This is a genomic window from Streptomyces sp. NPDC004732 (genome assembly GCF_040609235.1).
Lineage (GTDB): Bacteria > Actinomycetota > Actinomycetes > Streptomycetales > Streptomycetaceae > Streptomyces.
Window position 1 is genome coordinate 560571 of record NZ_JBEXJR010000006.1, and the last position, 14727, is coordinate 575297.

The 14727-nt window shown below is 71.8% G+C and carries 14 protein-coding genes and 1 pseudogene; 4 read left to right on the forward strand and 11 right to left on the reverse strand.

Annotation, left to right across the window (positions count from 1 at the left end; translation table 11 throughout):
- Positions 1–76: 76 nt before the first annotated feature.
- Positions 77–655, forward strand: a complete 579-nt coding sequence (gene fxsA, locus ABZV77_RS21235) for an FxsA family membrane protein (protein ID WP_356258871.1) — start codon at positions 77–79, stop codon at positions 653–655.
- Positions 656–796: 141 nt separating this feature from the next.
- Here fxsA and ABZV77_RS21240 read toward each other — a convergent pair whose 3' ends face one another.
- The 4 genes from ABZV77_RS21240 to ABZV77_RS21255 form a co-directional block, all read right to left on the reverse strand.
- Entirely contained in the window at positions 797–1171 is a 375-nt protein-coding gene (locus ABZV77_RS21240; RefSeq protein ID WP_249591189.1) for an RNA polymerase-binding protein RbpA, read from the reverse strand.
- Between the two features lie 256 nt (positions 1172–1427).
- Complete coding sequence (locus ABZV77_RS21245; protein WP_356258873.1) at positions 1428–2789, reverse strand: MFS transporter; 1362 nt, start codon at positions 2787–2789, stop codon at positions 1428–1430.
- Between the two features lie 46 nt (positions 2790–2835).
- Positions 2836–3603 (reverse strand): glycerophosphodiester phosphodiesterase, encoded by a 768-nt coding sequence (locus tag ABZV77_RS21250; protein ID WP_356258874.1) that lies wholly within the window; start codon positions 3601–3603, stop codon positions 2836–2838.
- Positions 3600–4310: a hypothetical protein gene (locus ABZV77_RS21255; RefSeq protein WP_356258877.1), complete on the reverse strand. Its 711-nt coding sequence runs from the start codon at positions 4308–4310 to the stop codon at positions 3600–3602. Before ABZV77_RS21255 ends, ABZV77_RS21250 begins: the two co-directional genes overlap by 4 nt.
- A gap of 64 nt (positions 4311–4374) precedes the next feature.
- On the opposite strand from ABZV77_RS21255, the gene ABZV77_RS21260 reads away from it, so the two are divergent.
- Positions 4375–5874, forward strand: coding sequence for a PLP-dependent aminotransferase family protein (locus ABZV77_RS21260; RefSeq protein ID WP_356258879.1), 1500 nt, complete (start codon positions 4375–4377; stop codon positions 5872–5874).
- 64 nt (positions 5875–5938) lie between these two features.
- Here the strand turns inward: ABZV77_RS21260 and ABZV77_RS21265 are convergent, their stop codons facing one another.
- Positions 5939–7516, reverse strand: a complete 1578-nt coding sequence (locus tag ABZV77_RS21265; protein WP_356258882.1) for a hypothetical protein — start codon at positions 7514–7516, stop codon at positions 5939–5941.
- Positions 7517–7553: 37 nt separating this feature from the next.
- Complete coding sequence (locus ABZV77_RS21270; protein WP_055567030.1) at positions 7554–7748, reverse strand: hypothetical protein; 195 nt, start codon at positions 7746–7748, stop codon at positions 7554–7556.
- A gap of 275 nt (positions 7749–8023) precedes the next feature.
- Between ABZV77_RS21270 and ABZV77_RS21275 the strand changes: the two genes are divergently transcribed.
- Both ABZV77_RS21275 and ABZV77_RS21280 read left to right on the forward strand, forming a co-directional pair.
- Positions 8024–8416, forward strand: coding sequence for an ankyrin repeat domain-containing protein (locus ABZV77_RS21275; protein WP_356258885.1), 393 nt, complete (start codon positions 8024–8026; stop codon positions 8414–8416).
- A gap of 301 nt (positions 8417–8717) precedes the next feature.
- Positions 8718–10133: a HEAT repeat domain-containing protein gene (locus ABZV77_RS21280; RefSeq protein ID WP_356258887.1), complete on the forward strand. Its 1416-nt coding sequence runs from the start codon at positions 8718–8720 to the stop codon at positions 10131–10133.
- 29 nt (positions 10134–10162) lie between these two features.
- Here the strand turns inward: ABZV77_RS21280 and ABZV77_RS21285 are convergent, their stop codons facing one another.
- The 5 genes and pseudogenes from ABZV77_RS21285 to ABZV77_RS21305 all read right to left on the reverse strand — a co-directional run bounded on the left by ABZV77_RS21285 (position 10163) and on the right by ABZV77_RS21305 (position 14591).
- Positions 10163–11032, reverse strand: a complete 870-nt coding sequence (locus ABZV77_RS21285) for a biotin-dependent carboxyltransferase family protein (RefSeq protein WP_356258889.1) — start codon at positions 11030–11032, stop codon at positions 10163–10165.
- Positions 11029–11700 (reverse strand): allophanate hydrolase subunit 1, encoded by a 672-nt coding sequence (locus tag ABZV77_RS21290; protein ID WP_356258891.1) that lies wholly within the window; start codon positions 11698–11700, stop codon positions 11029–11031. The genes ABZV77_RS21285 and ABZV77_RS21290 overlap by 4 nt, the downstream gene beginning before the upstream one ends.
- Complete coding sequence (locus ABZV77_RS21295) at positions 11697–12461, reverse strand: 5-oxoprolinase subunit PxpA (RefSeq protein WP_356258893.1); 765 nt, start codon at positions 12459–12461, stop codon at positions 11697–11699. Before ABZV77_RS21295 ends, ABZV77_RS21290 begins: the two co-directional genes overlap by 4 nt.
- A 28-nt stretch (positions 12462–12489) precedes the next feature.
- Positions 12490–13248 (reverse strand): annotated as a pseudogene (locus ABZV77_RS21300) (putative hydro-lyase); the annotation flags it as partial.
- Positions 13249–13286: 38 nt separating this feature from the next.
- Entirely contained in the window at positions 13287–14591 is a 1305-nt protein-coding gene (locus ABZV77_RS21305) for an MFS transporter (protein ID WP_356258895.1), read from the reverse strand.
- Positions 14592–14727 lie beyond the last annotated feature (136 nt).

The following is a 14727-nucleotide window of genomic DNA, read 5'->3' on the forward strand; positions in this document are numbered from 1 at the left end:
TCGGCCCGGACGGGCCGACCGCCTTCTTGATCATCCCCTTATGCCGGACTGAGGCGGTCCCAGGCACACTGGGAGCATGACGACTGGCGCACCGCCTCCCATCCGACCCGCCCGGCCCCGGCGCTCCGGGCCCCTGAGGTTCCTGCCGCTCGGGATCGCCGCGTGGCTGGTCCTGGAAATCTGGCTGCTCATCGTCGTGGCGGGAGCCACGAGCGGGTTCGTGGTCTTCCTGCTCCTGGTGGGCGGCCTCGTGCTCGGCTCCGCGGTGATCAAGCGCGCGGGGCGCAGGGCGTTCCGCAAGCTCAGCGAGGCGGTGCAACAGCAGCAGAGCGGTGTGACGCCCGCCCCGGAGGAGACCGGGGGAGGCGGCGCCCTGACGATGCTGGGCGGCCTCCTGATCATCCTGCCGGGGCTCATCTCGGACGCCCTGGGGCTGATCCTGCTGGTCCCGCCGGTCCAGCAGGCCCTGGGGAAGTATGCGGAGCGGACCTTCGAGCGCAAGGTGCGAGAGTCGACGCCCGGCGGCCTCGGGGACGCCTTCCAGCAGGCACGGATGCACCGCCCCGACGGCAAGGTCGTGCAGGGCGAGGTCATCAGGGACGACGAGCCGCCGATGCGCGGCCCGCGCCCGGACGACCCGCAGCTGCCGCACTGATCCGGACTGAATCGCTCCACACACACGCACAACACACACCCGCACACGCAAAGGGCCGGGGCCACTGCTCAGCAGTGGCCCCGGCCCTTTTTGTTGCGTGGTGCTTTTGTTGCGTTGTGCGGTGTGCCGCAGTATCCGTCGTCAGGCGGACTTGCGGCTGTCACGCGGGTGCACCGCGATGTTCATGGCGCCGGACCGGAGAACCGCGAGTCGCTCCTCGAGGACCTCTTCGAGCTCCTCTCGGGTGCGGCGCTCCATGAGCATGTCCCAGTGCGTACGCGCCGGCTTGCCCTTCTTCTCCTCAGGTCCGTCGCCGTCTACGAGGAGTGCCTGGACCCCGCAGACCTTGCACTCCCACTCCGGCGGGATCTCCGCTTCGACCGAGAACGGCATCTCGAAACGATGTCCGTTCTGGCATGCGTACTCCACGGCCTGGCGCGGAGCCAGGTCGATGCCGCGGTCGGTCTCGTAGCTCGTCACTACGAGTCGCGTACCGCGAAGAGCTCGCTCACTCATGAATCGTGCCTCCCGGGCTTGTCGCCCACAGGACAGGTGTCGCTGTCGTCGTCATCCGGTCAACGTCCGGTCGGCGGTAAAGATTCCCGTTCTGGGTCATGCGTCGCCGTCGTATGCCGCCCCTTGTTGTACCCACCAGTGCCCGGTTTGTCACATCTGGCAGCAGATGTCACCCAGCGTTTCTGAATCTTCAGCTCGCAGTAACGGTCCGCCTGGCAGGCCAAACGCGTACACTACCGCCCTTTGGCTTCAGTTGCTAAATCCGGGTGGGTACGGGGTTGCCCGCGTCGCGCACCGCACGCCGCACCGGTACCCGTGCGAGCAGGGCGAATCCGAGCAAAAAGAATGCCACGAGCGACACGATGGCGTCCCGGTAACTGCCCGTGAGCTGGTACGTGAGGCCGAAGATCAACGGTCCCAGCCAGGACACCCCGCGGTCGCTGATCTCGTACGCGGAAAAGTACTCGGCCTCCTTCCCGCGCGGCACCAGATGCGAGAAGAGCGAGCGGGACAGCGCCTGCGTGCCGCCGAGGACCAGACCGATCCCCGCGGCCAGCACGAAGAACCACGCGGGTGCTCCGGCGGGCAGGAAGTACCCGGCCCCGATCGTCGCCGTCCAGGCCACGAGCGAGCCGAGAATGGTCCGCTTGGCGCCGTACGTCCGGGCGAGTCGTCCCATGGCGAGGGCACCGGCGACCGCGAGGAGCTGCACGAGCAGGACCGCGACGATCAGCGTGGACTGGCCGAGGCCGAGCTCCTCCGAGCCGTATACGGACGCCTGGGTGATCACGGTCTGCACCCCGTCGTTGTAGACGAGGTAGGCGAGCAGGAAGGCGAGCGTGTGGGAGTGGCGGCGCATGTCCCCCACTGTCGCCCGGAGCTGCTGCCACCCTCCCCGGGACGGCGCCCCGGCCTCGTGTGCGGGCGTCCGCCGGTCCCGCAGCCGCTTCAGGGGTACGAGAGTGAAGGCGCCCCACCAGACGCCCGCCGACGCGAGGCAGATGCGGACCGCGGTCGCCTCGGAGACACCGAAGCCGTCATGGGCGAGGAACAGGACGAGGTTCGCCACCAGGACGAGGGCGCCCGCCGCGTAGCCGAAGGCCCAGCCGCGCGAGGAGACCGCGTCGCGTTCCTCCGGAGGCGCGATCTGCGGCAGGTAGGAGTTGTAGAGCACCATCGAGACGGCGAGCGAGGCATTGGCGACGATCAAGAGGAAGCCGCCGAGGAGATAGCGCTCCCCGCCGAGGAAGAACATGCCCGCCGTGGCGGCCGACCCCAGGTACGCGGAGACGGCGAGGAGGGGCTTCTTGCGGCCCGTACGGTCGGCGGCCGATCCCGCCAGCGGCATGACGAACACCGACACGATCACCGAAACGGAGACCGTGTAGGCGAAGAAGGAGCCCGCGCGGACCGGGATGCCGAGCGGATGCACGTACCCGTCGGGATCCGCGGCCGCCTTGGCGATCTCCGTGAGATAGGGCCCCAGGAACACGGTCAGGACGCTCGTCGAATAGACCGAGCACGCCCAGTCGTAGACGTACCAGCCCCGCTGCTCGCGCCGTCGTTCGGCGATGGCTCCGTCGTCGGCCGCTACTGGCTTCACGGTGTCGGTGTTCACCCGTGACCTCGCTGTTCCCCGTGGTGCGACGCGGCCCCGGGGCAGGTCAGACCCAGGTCCCCCGGTCCTTGAGCACCCCGCGCAGCGTCTCGATGTGATCGGAAACTATGCCATCCACGCCGAGGTCCAGGAGGGCGCTCATCCGCTCGGCGTCATTGACCGTCCACACGTGGACCTGCAGCCCGCGCGCGTGGGCGGCGCGCACGAAACGGCGGTCGACCACCCGGATCCTGCCGTGCGTCTCGGGTACCTGGGCGCAGACCGCGGAGCGGCGCAGGGCGGCGGGCACTCCGTAGGACAGCATCCGCAGCGCCGCCACGCCCCGGGTGCCCAGGGAAGTGGCCAGGCGCGGGCCCGCCAGACGCTGGGCCCTGGCCACGCGCGCCTCGGAGAACGAGCCGACACAGACGCGGTCCCAGGAGTCGGTGCGGCGGATCAGGTCGAGCAGCGGACGGAGCGCGGGCTCCGCTTTCACGTCCACGTTCCAGCGCACGTCCGGGAACGATTCGAGGCACTCCTCGAAGAGGGGCACCGGCTCGCTGCCCGCCACGCGCGCGTGGCGCACCTCGCTCCAGGGGAGGTCGATGATGCGCCCTGCCGCGTCCGTCACCCGGTCCAGCGTCGTGTCGTGGAAGGCGACGAGGCGGCCGTCGGCGGTGGCGTGCACATCGGTCTCGATGTAGCGGTAGCCGAGGTCGACGGCGTGCCGGAAGGCCGCCGCGGTGTTCTCCAGGCCGTCCGCCGCACCGCCGCGGTGGGCGAGGGCGAGCGGGCCGGGATGATCGAGGTAAGGGTGGCGTACGCGCGTGGTCACCGCTGCAGTATCGCCTGCTCCGACGGCCCGCCGGAGGCCACGACGCCGCCCGTAGCGGTCGTGGGGATGGCGAATCGGCGCAGGAAGAACTGGGCGAGCGGGCCGATGGACAGGGCGTACAGGACGGTGCCGACCCCCACGGTGCCGCCCAGCGCGAAGCCGGTGGCGACCACCACCACCTCGATGAGCGTCCGCATCAGCCGGATGGAGCGCCCGGTCCGCTGGTGCAGGCCCGTCATCAGACCGTCCCGGGGGCCGGGGCCGAACGCGGCCGCGATGTAGAGCCCGGTCGCCGCGCCGTTCAGGACGATGCCGAACACCATCACGGGGATGCGGACGGCCCAGCCGTGCGCATCGGGGAGCAGGGCGAGCGAGGCGTCCATCGCCAGGCCGACGACGAAGACATTGGAGACCGTGCCGAGGCCCGGACGCTGCCTGAGCGGGATCCACAGCAGCAGGACCGCGGCGCCCACCACGATGGACACGACACCGATCGACAGACCGGTGAGCTCCGCGAGCCCCTGGTGCAGCACGTTCCACGGCTCCAGGCCGAGGCCCGACACCACGAGGAGCGCTGAGCTCACGCCGTACAGGGTGAGGCCCACGTACAGCTGCGTGAGTCTCCGTGGCAGCCGCCGCTTCGTCGCCTCGGGTGTCGTGCCGGACAAGAGGTGCCCCCTGCTGGTGGTGGGTGTGGCCTGACACATGACACTCTGTGGCTTGTACTGAGAAGCCAACCATGGCCAATTCGGGGAAGGTGGACTGGGAATCATGGCTCAGTGGACTTCAGCAATGGGCTCGACGCAGCTCGCCCGCCTCCTCGCCTCCCAGCAGGACCGCCCCGTCGGCACGGGCACGCGCCGCCCGCCCGCCTACCGCGCCCTCGCCGACGGCATCCGGCTGCTCGTCCTCGAAGGCCGCGTACCGGTCGCCGCACGCCTGCCCGCCGAGCGCGAACTCGCGGTCGCGCTCGCCGTCAGCCGCACCACCGTCGCCGCCGCCTACGAGGCGCTGCGCTCCGAGGGGTTCCTGGAGTCCCGCAGGGGAGCGGGCAGCTGGACCGCCGTCCCCGCCGGAAATCCCCTCCCCGCGCGCGGTCTCGAACCGCTGCCGCCCGAGGCGCTCGGTTCCATGATCGACCTCGGCTGCGCCGCGCTGCCCGCGCCCGAGCCCTGGCTCACCCGCTCCGTCCAGGGCGCCCTCGAAGCGCTCCCGCCGTACGCCCACACCCACGGCGACTACCCCGCGGGACTGCCCGCCCTGCGCGAAATGCTCGCCGAGCGCTACACCGCGCGCGGGATCCCCACCATGCCCGAACAGATCATGGTGACCACCGGGGCGATGGGCGCCATCGACGCCATCTGCCATCTCTTCGCGGGCCGCGGCGAACGCATCGCCGTGGAGTCGCCGTCGTACGCCAACATCCTCCAGCTGATGCGCGAGGCGGGCGCCCGCCTCGTCCCCGTCGCCATGGCCGAAGGCCTCCAGGGCTGGGACATGGACCGCTGGCGCCAGGTGCTGCGCGACGCCGCGCCCCGGCTCGCGTACGTCGTCGCGGACTTCCACAACCCGACGGGCGCCCTCGCGGGAGAGGACCAGCGCAGGCAACTCGTCGAGGCGGCCCGGTCGGCGGGCACGGTCCTCGTCGTCGACGAGACGATGAGCGAGCTCGGCCTCGACCCGGACCTCACCATGCCGCGCCCGGTCTGCGGCTTCGACCCCGCGGGCTCCACCGTCATCACCGTCGGCTCGGCGAGCAAGGCCTTCTGGGCCGGTATGCGCATCGGCTGGGTGCGGGCCGCCCCCGACGTGATCCGCAGCCTCGTCGCGGCGCGTGCGTACGCCGATCTGGGCACCCCGGTCCTCGAACAGCTCGCCGTGAACTGGCTGCTGAACACCAACGGCTGGCAGGCCGCCGTGGACGTGCGCAGGGAGCAGGCCAGGGAGAACCGCGACGCGCTGGTCGCCGCCGTCCGCCGCGAGCTGCCCGACTGGGAGTTCGAGGTGCCGCGCGGTGGTCTGACCCTGTGGGTGCGCACCGGAGGCGTGTCCGGGTCGCGGCTCGCCGAAGTGGGCGAGCGGGTGGGCGTGCGGGTTCCTTCGGGGCCGCGCTTCGGGGTGGACGGGGCGTTCGAGGGGTACGTGCGGCTGCCGTTCACCGTCGGGGGAGCGGTCGCCGAGGAGGCGGCGATGCGGCTGGCCGCGGCGGCCCGGCTCGTGGAAACGGGCGTCGGCGCGGGCGCGCAGGCCGCGCACCCCTTCGTCGCCTGACGCCCGTCTCCTTGGAGCTCTCTTCAGAGCTCCCTGGAACTCCCTGGAACTCCGTAGAACCGCGTCAGCTCTCGGCGGGAACCGGTTCCGCCTCCGTGGCCTCCGGGGCGTTGCCCTCCGCCTCGTCCGGCGGCGTGCTCCGCTCCGGCAGCAGTTCGAGGACGGCCTGCCGGTGCGCCTCACTGGTCGCGTCGTCGTACGGATCGGGGGTCGCGGGCACCTGGAGGCGGTGCACCTGGCCCGCGCCCAGCCGGGCGTAGCCACGTCCGGGCGGGACGTCCGACGTGGGCGTCGTGTGGGGCGGGGCGCCGAGGACGTCCTCCAACTGGTCGGCCGTGGCGTACCCGAGCACCACGCGCGCGCGGGTGTGCTGGTGCACGGCGTCGCTCAGCGCGTCCAGGCCGTCCAGTTGATCGGCGACCACGACCGTCACGTTGGCCGCCCTGCCGTGCCGCAGGGGGACCTGCAGCAGCGACTGGGGGTCCTTGCGTCCGTCGGCCGCGGCGAGGTGGCCGAGCGCGCTCGGGCGGTCGAGGAGGATCCACAGGGGGCGCTTGGTGTCCTCCGGCGGCGGGTGGCCCGCCTGCCGCGCGCGGTTCGCCGCGATGAGCCTGCGCTCGGTCTCGTGCGCCGCCCATTCGAGGCTCGCGAGCGCACCGGCGAGCCCGCACTCGATGGCGAGGACCCCGTCACGGCCGGTCAGGCAGGCGTAGTCACCGGTGCCGCTGCCCTCGACGATGAGCACGTCGCCGTACTGCAGCGCCTGGAGGGCGATGGAGCGCAGCAGTGTCGTCGTGCCGCTGCCCGGCTGACCGGCGATCAGCAGGTGCGGCTCGGTGGAGCGGATGCCGGTGCGCCACACGACGGGGGGTACGTCGCGCTGTTCCGCACCGTCGGCCAGCGGCAGGGTGCGCTGGACGCCGGTCTCGTCGGTGAAGCCGAGGACGGTCTCTCCTGGCGCGGTGACGAACCGCTGGGCCGCGATGTCGGTGGGCAGCGGGGCGAGCACCGTGACGGTGAGCTGGTTGCCCTCCTCGTCCCAGGTGAAGTGGTACTCGCGGCCGCGGCCCGCCTTGGCGTGCAGCAACTGCTCGATCCGCGCGCGGGACTCGGCCTCGCCGTCCGTGAAGTACGCGGGATAGCGCACCACGAGCCGGGAGATCCGCCCGGTGTCGTCGAAGTCGTGCTCTACGAAGGCCTTGTCCCATTCGCCGCCGTGCGCGAAGAGCGGGGCGGGGTCCTCGGGGACCGAGAAGTACGGGACGAGTGCTTCGTAGAGGGACTGCAGCCGCTGCACCTGCGCCTCGTCCGGGCCGGTCGGCTCCGGGGCGGTGCGCTCGCGGCCCGTCCATGCCGCCGCCGCCATCAGGGAGATGAGGGCGAGCAGCGGCCCGTAGGGCACGAGCGCCACGACCAGGATCACGGAGGCCACCAGGAACAGCAGCGGCCCGCGCTTGTCCTTGGGGGTGTCGGCCCACCTGCGCCGTCCGGCGGCGGCCAGCCGGCGCAGTCCGCGCGTGATCGTGATCAGCGGATGGAGAACATCCGTGGCGCTGTCGGCCGCCGACCGCGCCAGCTCCCTGCTCCGGGCGATGGATGCGGTGCCGTTGCTCAGAATGCGGGGGAGTGGTCGCCTGGCCACGTCTGTCTCCTGAAGGTGCGTACGAAGGACGGGAACGTCAGAACTTGATCCCGCCGAGGAGGCTCGCCAGGCTCGCGCTGCCGGCCTTGATGCTCGGGGCGATGGCGGTGCCCGCCATGAAGAAGCCGAAGAGGGCGCAGACCAGCGCGTGGGACGCCTTGAGTCCGTCCTTGCGGAAGAAGAGGAAGACGATGATTCCGAGCAGTACGACGCCCGAGATGGAAAGGACCATGACGGTTCTCCTGGTTTGGTGGGGACAGTCACCATGAGTTCTTCCAGGTTCACAGCATGTATCCATACGACAAAAGGTGCAAATGGGTTAATTTCTCAGGATTTCCCTCTAATGGTGGAGCCCAGTTGGACCATGAGAGGCGGGTTCGGGTGGCCTTTGCGCCCCTCCGTGATCTTTGCCTCGGGCGGGCCGGGCCATGTATCCGCGGGGGCAGTACCCTGTCGATTCACTCGTACGGCTGCACAGGCAGCGCACCCAGAAAGGCGGACGTCCCCATGAGCGAAGCCCCCGACCCGGAGGTCGTGGACTTGGCGACCAAGATCTTTGATCTGGCACGCCAGGGCGATGCCGCGGCACTCGCCGCTTATGTGGACGCGGGTGTTCCGGCGAACCTCACGAACGACAGCGGTGACTCGCTGGTGATGCTCGCGGCCTACCACGGGCAGGCCGATGCGGTCCGTGCCCTCGTGGAGCGGGGCGCCGACACCAACCGTGCCAACGACCGTGGGCAGACCCCGCTCGCCGGGGCGGTCTTCAAGGGCGAGGACGCGGTGATCCGGGTCCTCCTGGAGGGCGGCGCGGATCCTGCGGCCGGTACTCCTTCGGCGGTCGACACGGCCAGGATGTTCGGGAAGGCGGAGCTACTGCAGCTGTTCGGGGCCGCCTGAACGGGGTACCTGACCAGCAACAACGGGGGCGCTGGAAATGTGGTCGCGGCGGACCTGACCGCCGGGTCATCATGACGAAGTGATTCACGGACGCGACGGCGGGGCAGATGATGCCGCACCGCGCGGACCGTGAGCGGCCCGCCCCCGGACCTCCCGTCCGGGAACCCCCGGGCCACCGACGAGAGGCAGAGGAAGATGGTCTTCGACAAGCAAAAGACGGCGGGCGGCCCGACGTGTTGGCGCACGGCCAGGTAATGCGTGATTCCCGGTTGCGTCGACGCTTGATGTGAGGCTGTTTCCCATGTTCGATCCGGTCATAGCGCCCAGCGGTACGCTGCTCGGCCTCCTGCAGAGGGGCCGCGGCGACGGCACCCTGCACGCGCTCACCGCACCACGCTCCGAGGCGCTCACCGCCCTCGACCAGTGCGTGCTGAACGATCCACGCCACGACTGGCAGGTGGAGAACCGTTCGCTGTACTACGCCCGGCTCTACCTCGACCTGCACGGTGGGCTCGGCGAGATCGAGCGGCACCTCTTCGATGCCGAGGACGTCCTGGACACGGACGACTCGCGCACCGGACTCGCCCTTGCCGTCCTCGGGCACCTCGCCTCGTACGGCAGGCAGGACGCCCTGGAGCTGCTGCGGAGGTACGCGGCGTTCGGCACCAACTGGGCCTGGGCCCTCGACGAGCTGGCGCTGCGGGACGACGACGCGGGCCTGCGCGCCCTCGCGGTCCCCGTGCTCGCCAGATTCGCCCCCGACGCCGAGGGCGAGGCCGACCTGGCCGCCGCCGTCCGCGATGCCTATGAACCCAGGCCCTGGCGCCTCTGGGAAGAGGACCCCCGCGCCGATATCGGCGCCCGCGTGCGAGCCGCGCGGGAACAGGGTTCCTTCGACCGATGGCAGCGCCAGATGCGGCCCTCGGGACCACGCCCCGGCTGGAGCGTCCAGGCCGTCTTCGACTGGGCGCAGGAAGGCCTGGAGCGGGGCTCCGTCCTGTACGTGCCCGCGGCCCGCTGCCTGACCGCGGTCGCAGGGCCCGAGGACCGGGCCGAGATCGTCGCGGCCGCCCGCAGCGGCTCGGACGGGGCGCGCGGCACCGCTCTGCGCTACCTCGCGGACACCCACGACCCCGAAGTCCTCGACCTCATCGAGTACGCCGCGGAGGGCCCCTCCCAGATCGTGGTGGACGCCGCCACCGAGGCCTTCGAACGGATGCGGAGCGTCGCCGCCGTCGAGCGCGCCCGGCGCTGGGCCTACCGGCCCGACGACCTCGGCGCCGCCGCCGGGCGGATGCTCGCCTGCCGGGGCGGCGCGCAGGACAGCAAGCTGGTCCTGGCCGCACTGCGCGAGGCCGTCCGTGGCGAAGGCCCCGACGCACCGACCCTGTGGACCCTCGTCGACGGTGCGGGACGCCTCGGCATCGCCTGCGCCGCCCCCGTGCTGCGGCACGTCTACAGAGAGACCGCCTCCTCCCACCTCCGCGGCCGCGCCGCCCGTGCGCTGGCCGCCACCGACCCCTCCTTCGCCGCCGGGTTCGCCGTCGAGTGCCTCTGGGACTGCGAGGAGACCACCCGCGAAGTCGCCGCGCGGCACGCCGAGACCGGTGACGCCCGCGTCGTCAACCGGCTCCGGAGGCTCGCCTCGGACCCCGCCGAGGAGGACGAGGTACAGACCGCGGTGCGCAGCAGGATCGGCCCGGACGCGGCCGTGTAGCGGGGCAGGTGCACGGGGCGGTCCCGTGGTCAGCGCCGACCGGCGCCGACGAACCGTACGGGCGTGCCCGGCCGGGCCTGGGCCGCCGCCGCGAGGTCGCTCTCGCGGACGACCGCGACCACTGGATAGCCCCCGGTGGTCGGATGGTCGGCCAGGAAGACGACGGGCCTGCCGTCCGGCGGGACCTGCACGGCGCCGAGCACCATGCCCTCACTGGGCAGTTCACCCTCGAACGCCCGCTCAAGGGGTGGTCCCTCGGTGCGCAGCCCGATGCGGTTGCTCGCCGAGGACACCGAGTACGCGCGTGTGATGAGCGTGTCCAGAGCGGCCGCCGTGAACCAGTCCGCACGCGGCCCGAGCGCCACCCGGAGCACCAGCTCCCGGGGCGGCGCGGGCTGCGGAACGATGTCCACGCGTGCGTGCGCGGCGCCGGGGCGCCCCAGGGGCAGGACAATGCCGTCCGTCAGCGGCGGCGGGCCGAGGCCGGAGAGCAGGTCCGTGGAGCGGCTGCCGAGCACCGGGTCGACGGCCACACCGCCGTCGAACGCGACGTAGCAACGTACTCCGGAGACGGCCGATCCGACGTTCAGGAGAGCCCCCGCGGGCACCCGCACCGGCGCTCCCCAGGGTGCGGGCCTGCCGTCCACGGTCACCGGGCAGGGTGCTCCGCCGATGGCGACGGTGACGGTTCTGCGTGGACGTACGGCACAGCCGTCGAGCGTGGTCTCCAGGACGGCGGCGTCGGGCGGATTGCCCACCAGACGGTTGACCAGGTGTGCGGCGGGCGGGTCCAGGGCTCCGGAGCGGGGCACCCCGAGATGGGCGTGCCCGGGGCGCCCGAGGTCCTGCACGGTGGTGAGGGCCCCGGCCCGCACGACGGCGAAGGCGCGGTCGGTCATCGCGACCTCGCTGTCGGGTCCGTCGGTGCCGGATCCGTCGGTGGCGAGTCCATCGGCGGGGTGTCGGTCACGAACCGGACGCGGACGCCGGGAGAGAGCAGCGCGGCGGGCACGCGCGCGTGGTCCCACAGCACGGCGTCCGTCGAGCCGATCAGCTGCCAGCCGCCGGGCGACGCACGTGGGTAGACGCCCGTGTACGGCCCTGCCAGGGCGACGCTCCCCTCGGGGACGCCGGTGCGGGGCGTGGCCCGGCGCGGCACTTCGTGGCGCTCGGGCAGACCGGTCAGATAGCCGAAGCCGGGCGCGAACCCGCAGAAGGCGACGCGGAATTCGGCGGCCGAGTGGATCCGTGCCACCTCGGGCACGGGGACACCCCAGTGCGCCGCCACGTCCGCGAGGTCCGGCCCGTCGTACCGCACCGGGATCTCCAGGACCGCCGCCGCGCGCGGGGGCAGCGGCGGGATCTCCCAGCCGGGCAGCTCCGCCCCGACGCGGGCGGGCTCGTCCAGGCCGTCGAGGAGCACCGTACGGGCCGCGGGAACGATCTCCCGTACCCGCAAGGAGCCCGTCGCCCGGCGGCGCAGCAGCTCGGCGTGGAGGGCCTGGGCCTCGGTGCCGTCGGAGAGTTCGACGAGCAGGGCCCGCTCGCCGACCGGCAGGGCCCTCATGCGAAGGCCTCCACCCGGACGCCCGCCGACTCCAGCTCCGCCCGCACCCGGCGGGCCAGACCCACCGCCCCGGGGGTGTCGCCGTGCAGGCACAGCGACCGCGCGCGGACCTCGATCTCGCGGCCCGCGTGGGAGGTGACGACGCCGGACCGGGCCATCCCGACGGACCGTGCGACGACGGCGTCCGCCTCCGTGACGACCGCTCCTTCACCGGTACGCGGAACCAGAGTGCCCTCGTCGGTGTAGGCGCGGTCCGCGAACGCCTCCGTGACGACCGGGAGTCCGGCCTTTTCCGCCGTCTCCAGGAGGCGTGATCCGGGCAGCCCCAGGAGGGGCAGCGCGGCGTCGGCGAGCAGTACGCCGTCGACGACCGCGCGGGCCTGTTCCTCGTCGTGGACGACGCGGTTGTAGAGCGCGCCGTGCGGCTTCACGTACGACACACGCGCGCCCGCCGCGCGGGCGAACACCTCCAAGGCGCCGATCTGGTACGCCACTTCGGCCGCCAGCTCCGCGGCGGGCACGTCCATCGCGCGCCGCCCGAAGCCCGCCAGGTCCCGGTAGGACACCTGGGCGCCGATCCGCACCCCGCGCTCGGCGGCGCGGTCGCACACCCGGCGCATGGTGACCGCGTCCCCGGCGTGGAACCCGCAGGCCACGTTGGCGCTGGTGACGACGGACAGCAGCTCCTCGTCGTCGGTCAGGCGCCAGCGGCCGAAGCCCTCGCCGAGGTCGGCGTTGAGATCGATCAGAGGGACGGTCATGTACGTAGGCCTCCAGTGGTCTCGACGGTCACAGCACGCGGTACTGCTCGTCCCGGGCGTCGGTGATGAACATCCGGCCCGGCGCGTGCGTGATCGCGAAGGGCGGCCGTGATGCCATCACCGCGGCCTGCGGCGTCACCCCGCACGCCCAGAACACCGGTATGTCGTCCGGTTCGACGGTCACCGCGTCGCCGAAGTCGGGGCGGTCCAGGTGCTCGATGCCGAGCGCGCCGGGGTCGCCGCAGTGCACCGGGCTGCCGTGCACCGCAGGCATCAGGGAGCTCTCCCTGATGGCGTCTGCCAGGTGGCGGGGCGGCACAGGACGCATCGACACCACCATGGGGCCGTGCAGACGGCCCGCGGGGCGGCAGGGGCGGGCGGTCACGTACATCGGGACGTTGCGGCCCTGCTCGATGTGGCGCAGCGGGACGCCGGAGTCGGCGAGCGCCCACTCGAAGGTGAAGCTGCAGCCGATGAGGAACGTCACCAGGTCGTCGCGCCAGTGGCCGACCACGTCCGTGGGCTCGTCGATCAGCTCGCCGTGCTCCCAGACGCGGTAGAGCGGCAGATCGGTGCGGAGATCGGCGCCCGGGGCGAGCGGGGTGGTCCAGGAGCCCGCATCCGTGACGTCGAGGACGGGGCAGGGCTTCGGGTTGCGCTGGCAGAACAGGAGCATCTCGTAGGCCCAGTCCGCGGGCACGGAGATGAGGTTGGCCTGGGTGTAACCCGCGGCCCACCCTGCGGTGGGGCTCGTGGCGCCCGCGCGGAAGGCGGCGCGCGCCTTCCTGGCGCCGCGGACCACCGGCGCGTCGCGCGTGTCCCGGCTCACTGGAGCTCCCTGCCACGGGTCTCCGGAAGACCCAGCAGCGCAAGGACGGCGAGGCCGTAACCGATGGCTCCGAAGACGAGTGCTCCACCGACGCCCCAGCTGTCGGCGAGGAAGCCGACCATGGTGGGGAAGACGGCGCCGACCGCGCGTCCCGTGTTGTACGTGAAGCCCTGTCCCGTGCCGCGCACGGCGGCCGGGTACAGCTCGCTGAGGAACGAGCCGAAGCCGCTGAAGATCGCCGACATACAGAAGCCCAGCGGGAAACCGAGCACAAGGAGAAGGCCGTTGGCGCCGTCCGGGATGTTCGTGTAGGCGAGGATGCTGGCCGCGGAGAGGAACGCGAAGAGCGTGATGTTCCGCTTCCTGCCGAGCTTGTCGGTGAGGTAGCCGCCGGTCAGATAGCCGAGGAAGGCGCCGGAGATCAGGAAGGTCAGATAGCCACCGGTGCCGACGACGGTGAGGCCGCGGTCGCTCTTCAGGTACGTGGGCACCCAGGTGGCCAGCGTGTAGTAGCCGCCCTGCACACCGGTGGACAGGAGCACCGCGAAGAACGTGATGCGCAGCAGCCCCGGCTTGAAGATGGCCGTGAACGAGCCCTTGTCCGCGCTCTTGCGCCGCGCCTCGGCGGCTTCGGGCGCATCGTGCACATTGCGCCGTACGTAGATCACGAGCAGTGCGGGCAGCGCGCCGGTCCAGAACATCACGCGCCAGGCGACGTCCTCGTCCAGGACCTGGAACACCAGGGTGTAGACGATCACCGCGAGCCCCCAGCCCACGGCCCAGGAGCTCTGGATCGCGCCCAGGGTGCGGCCGCGGTTCTTGGCGGTTGCGTACTCGGCGACGAGGATCGCGCCGACCGCCCACTCGCCGCCGAACCCGAGCCCCTGGAGGGCGCGGAAGACCAGCAGCGTCTCGTAGTTGGGCGCGAAGCCGCAGGCGACGGTGAAGACGGCGTACGTGACGACCGTGATCATCAGCGCCTTGACGCGGCCGATCCGGTCGGCGACCACCCCCGCGATGGCGCCGCCCACGGCGGAGACGACGAGGGTGACGGTGGTGAACAGCCCGGTCTGGCCGCTGTCGAGGTCGAAGTAGGCCGCGAGCGCCACCATGCTCAGCGGCAGCGTGAAGTAGTCGTAGGAGTCGAGGGCGTAGCCCCCGAAGGCGCCCGCGAAGGCGCGGCGGCCGCGTGGGCCGAGGGCGCGCAGCCAGCCGAACGCGCCGCTGTCGTCGGGGAGTTCGCCCTGGTCGGGACGTGGGTCGGCCGGGGCGGCCGTCCGGGGCGGTGGGGTCGTGCTCATGGGCACCTCGCAGGTGAGGGACGGAGGGTGCTGGAGCGGTCATGGAGGGGTTGAGCGGTGAACCGTGCCCGACAACGTAGAGGATCGTTGAACGATCCCTCAATACCCCTGTTGTTTCGTTCTTGCATCTGCGATT

Coding starts and splice junctions, on each gene's coding strand:
- fxsA (WP_356258871.1), top strand. CDS start 77: ATGACGACTGGCGCACCGCCTCCCATCCGACCCGCCCGGCCCCGGCGC.
- ABZV77_RS21240 (WP_249591189.1), bottom strand. CDS start 1,171: ATGAGTGAGCGAGCTCTTCGCGGTACGCGACTCGTAGTGACGAGCTAC.
- ABZV77_RS21255 (WP_356258877.1), bottom strand. CDS start 4,310: ATGTGTCAGGCCACACCCACCACCAGCAGGGGGCACCTCTTGTCCGGC.
- ABZV77_RS21260 (WP_356258879.1), top strand. CDS start 4,375: ATGGCTCAGTGGACTTCAGCAATGGGCTCGACGCAGCTCGCCCGCCTC.
- ABZV77_RS21270 (WP_055567030.1), bottom strand. CDS start 7,748: ATGGTCCTTTCCATCTCGGGCGTCGTACTGCTCGGAATCATCGTCTTC.
- ABZV77_RS21275 (WP_356258885.1), top strand. CDS start 8,024: ATGAGCGAAGCCCCCGACCCGGAGGTCGTGGACTTGGCGACCAAGATC.
- ABZV77_RS21280 (WP_356258887.1), top strand. CDS start 8,718: ATGTTCGATCCGGTCATAGCGCCCAGCGGTACGCTGCTCGGCCTCCTG.
- ABZV77_RS21285 (WP_356258889.1), bottom strand. CDS start 11,032: ATGACCGACCGCGCCTTCGCCGTCGTGCGGGCCGGGGCCCTCACCACC.
- ABZV77_RS21290 (WP_356258891.1), bottom strand. CDS start 11,700: ATGAGGGCCCTGCCGGTCGGCGAGCGGGCCCTGCTCGTCGAACTCTCC.
- ABZV77_RS21295 (WP_356258893.1), bottom strand. CDS start 12,461: ATGACCGTCCCTCTGATCGATCTCAACGCCGACCTCGGCGAGGGCTTC.
- ABZV77_RS21305 (WP_356258895.1), bottom strand. CDS start 14,591: ATGAGCACGACCCCACCGCCCCGGACGGCCGCCCCGGCCGACCCACGT.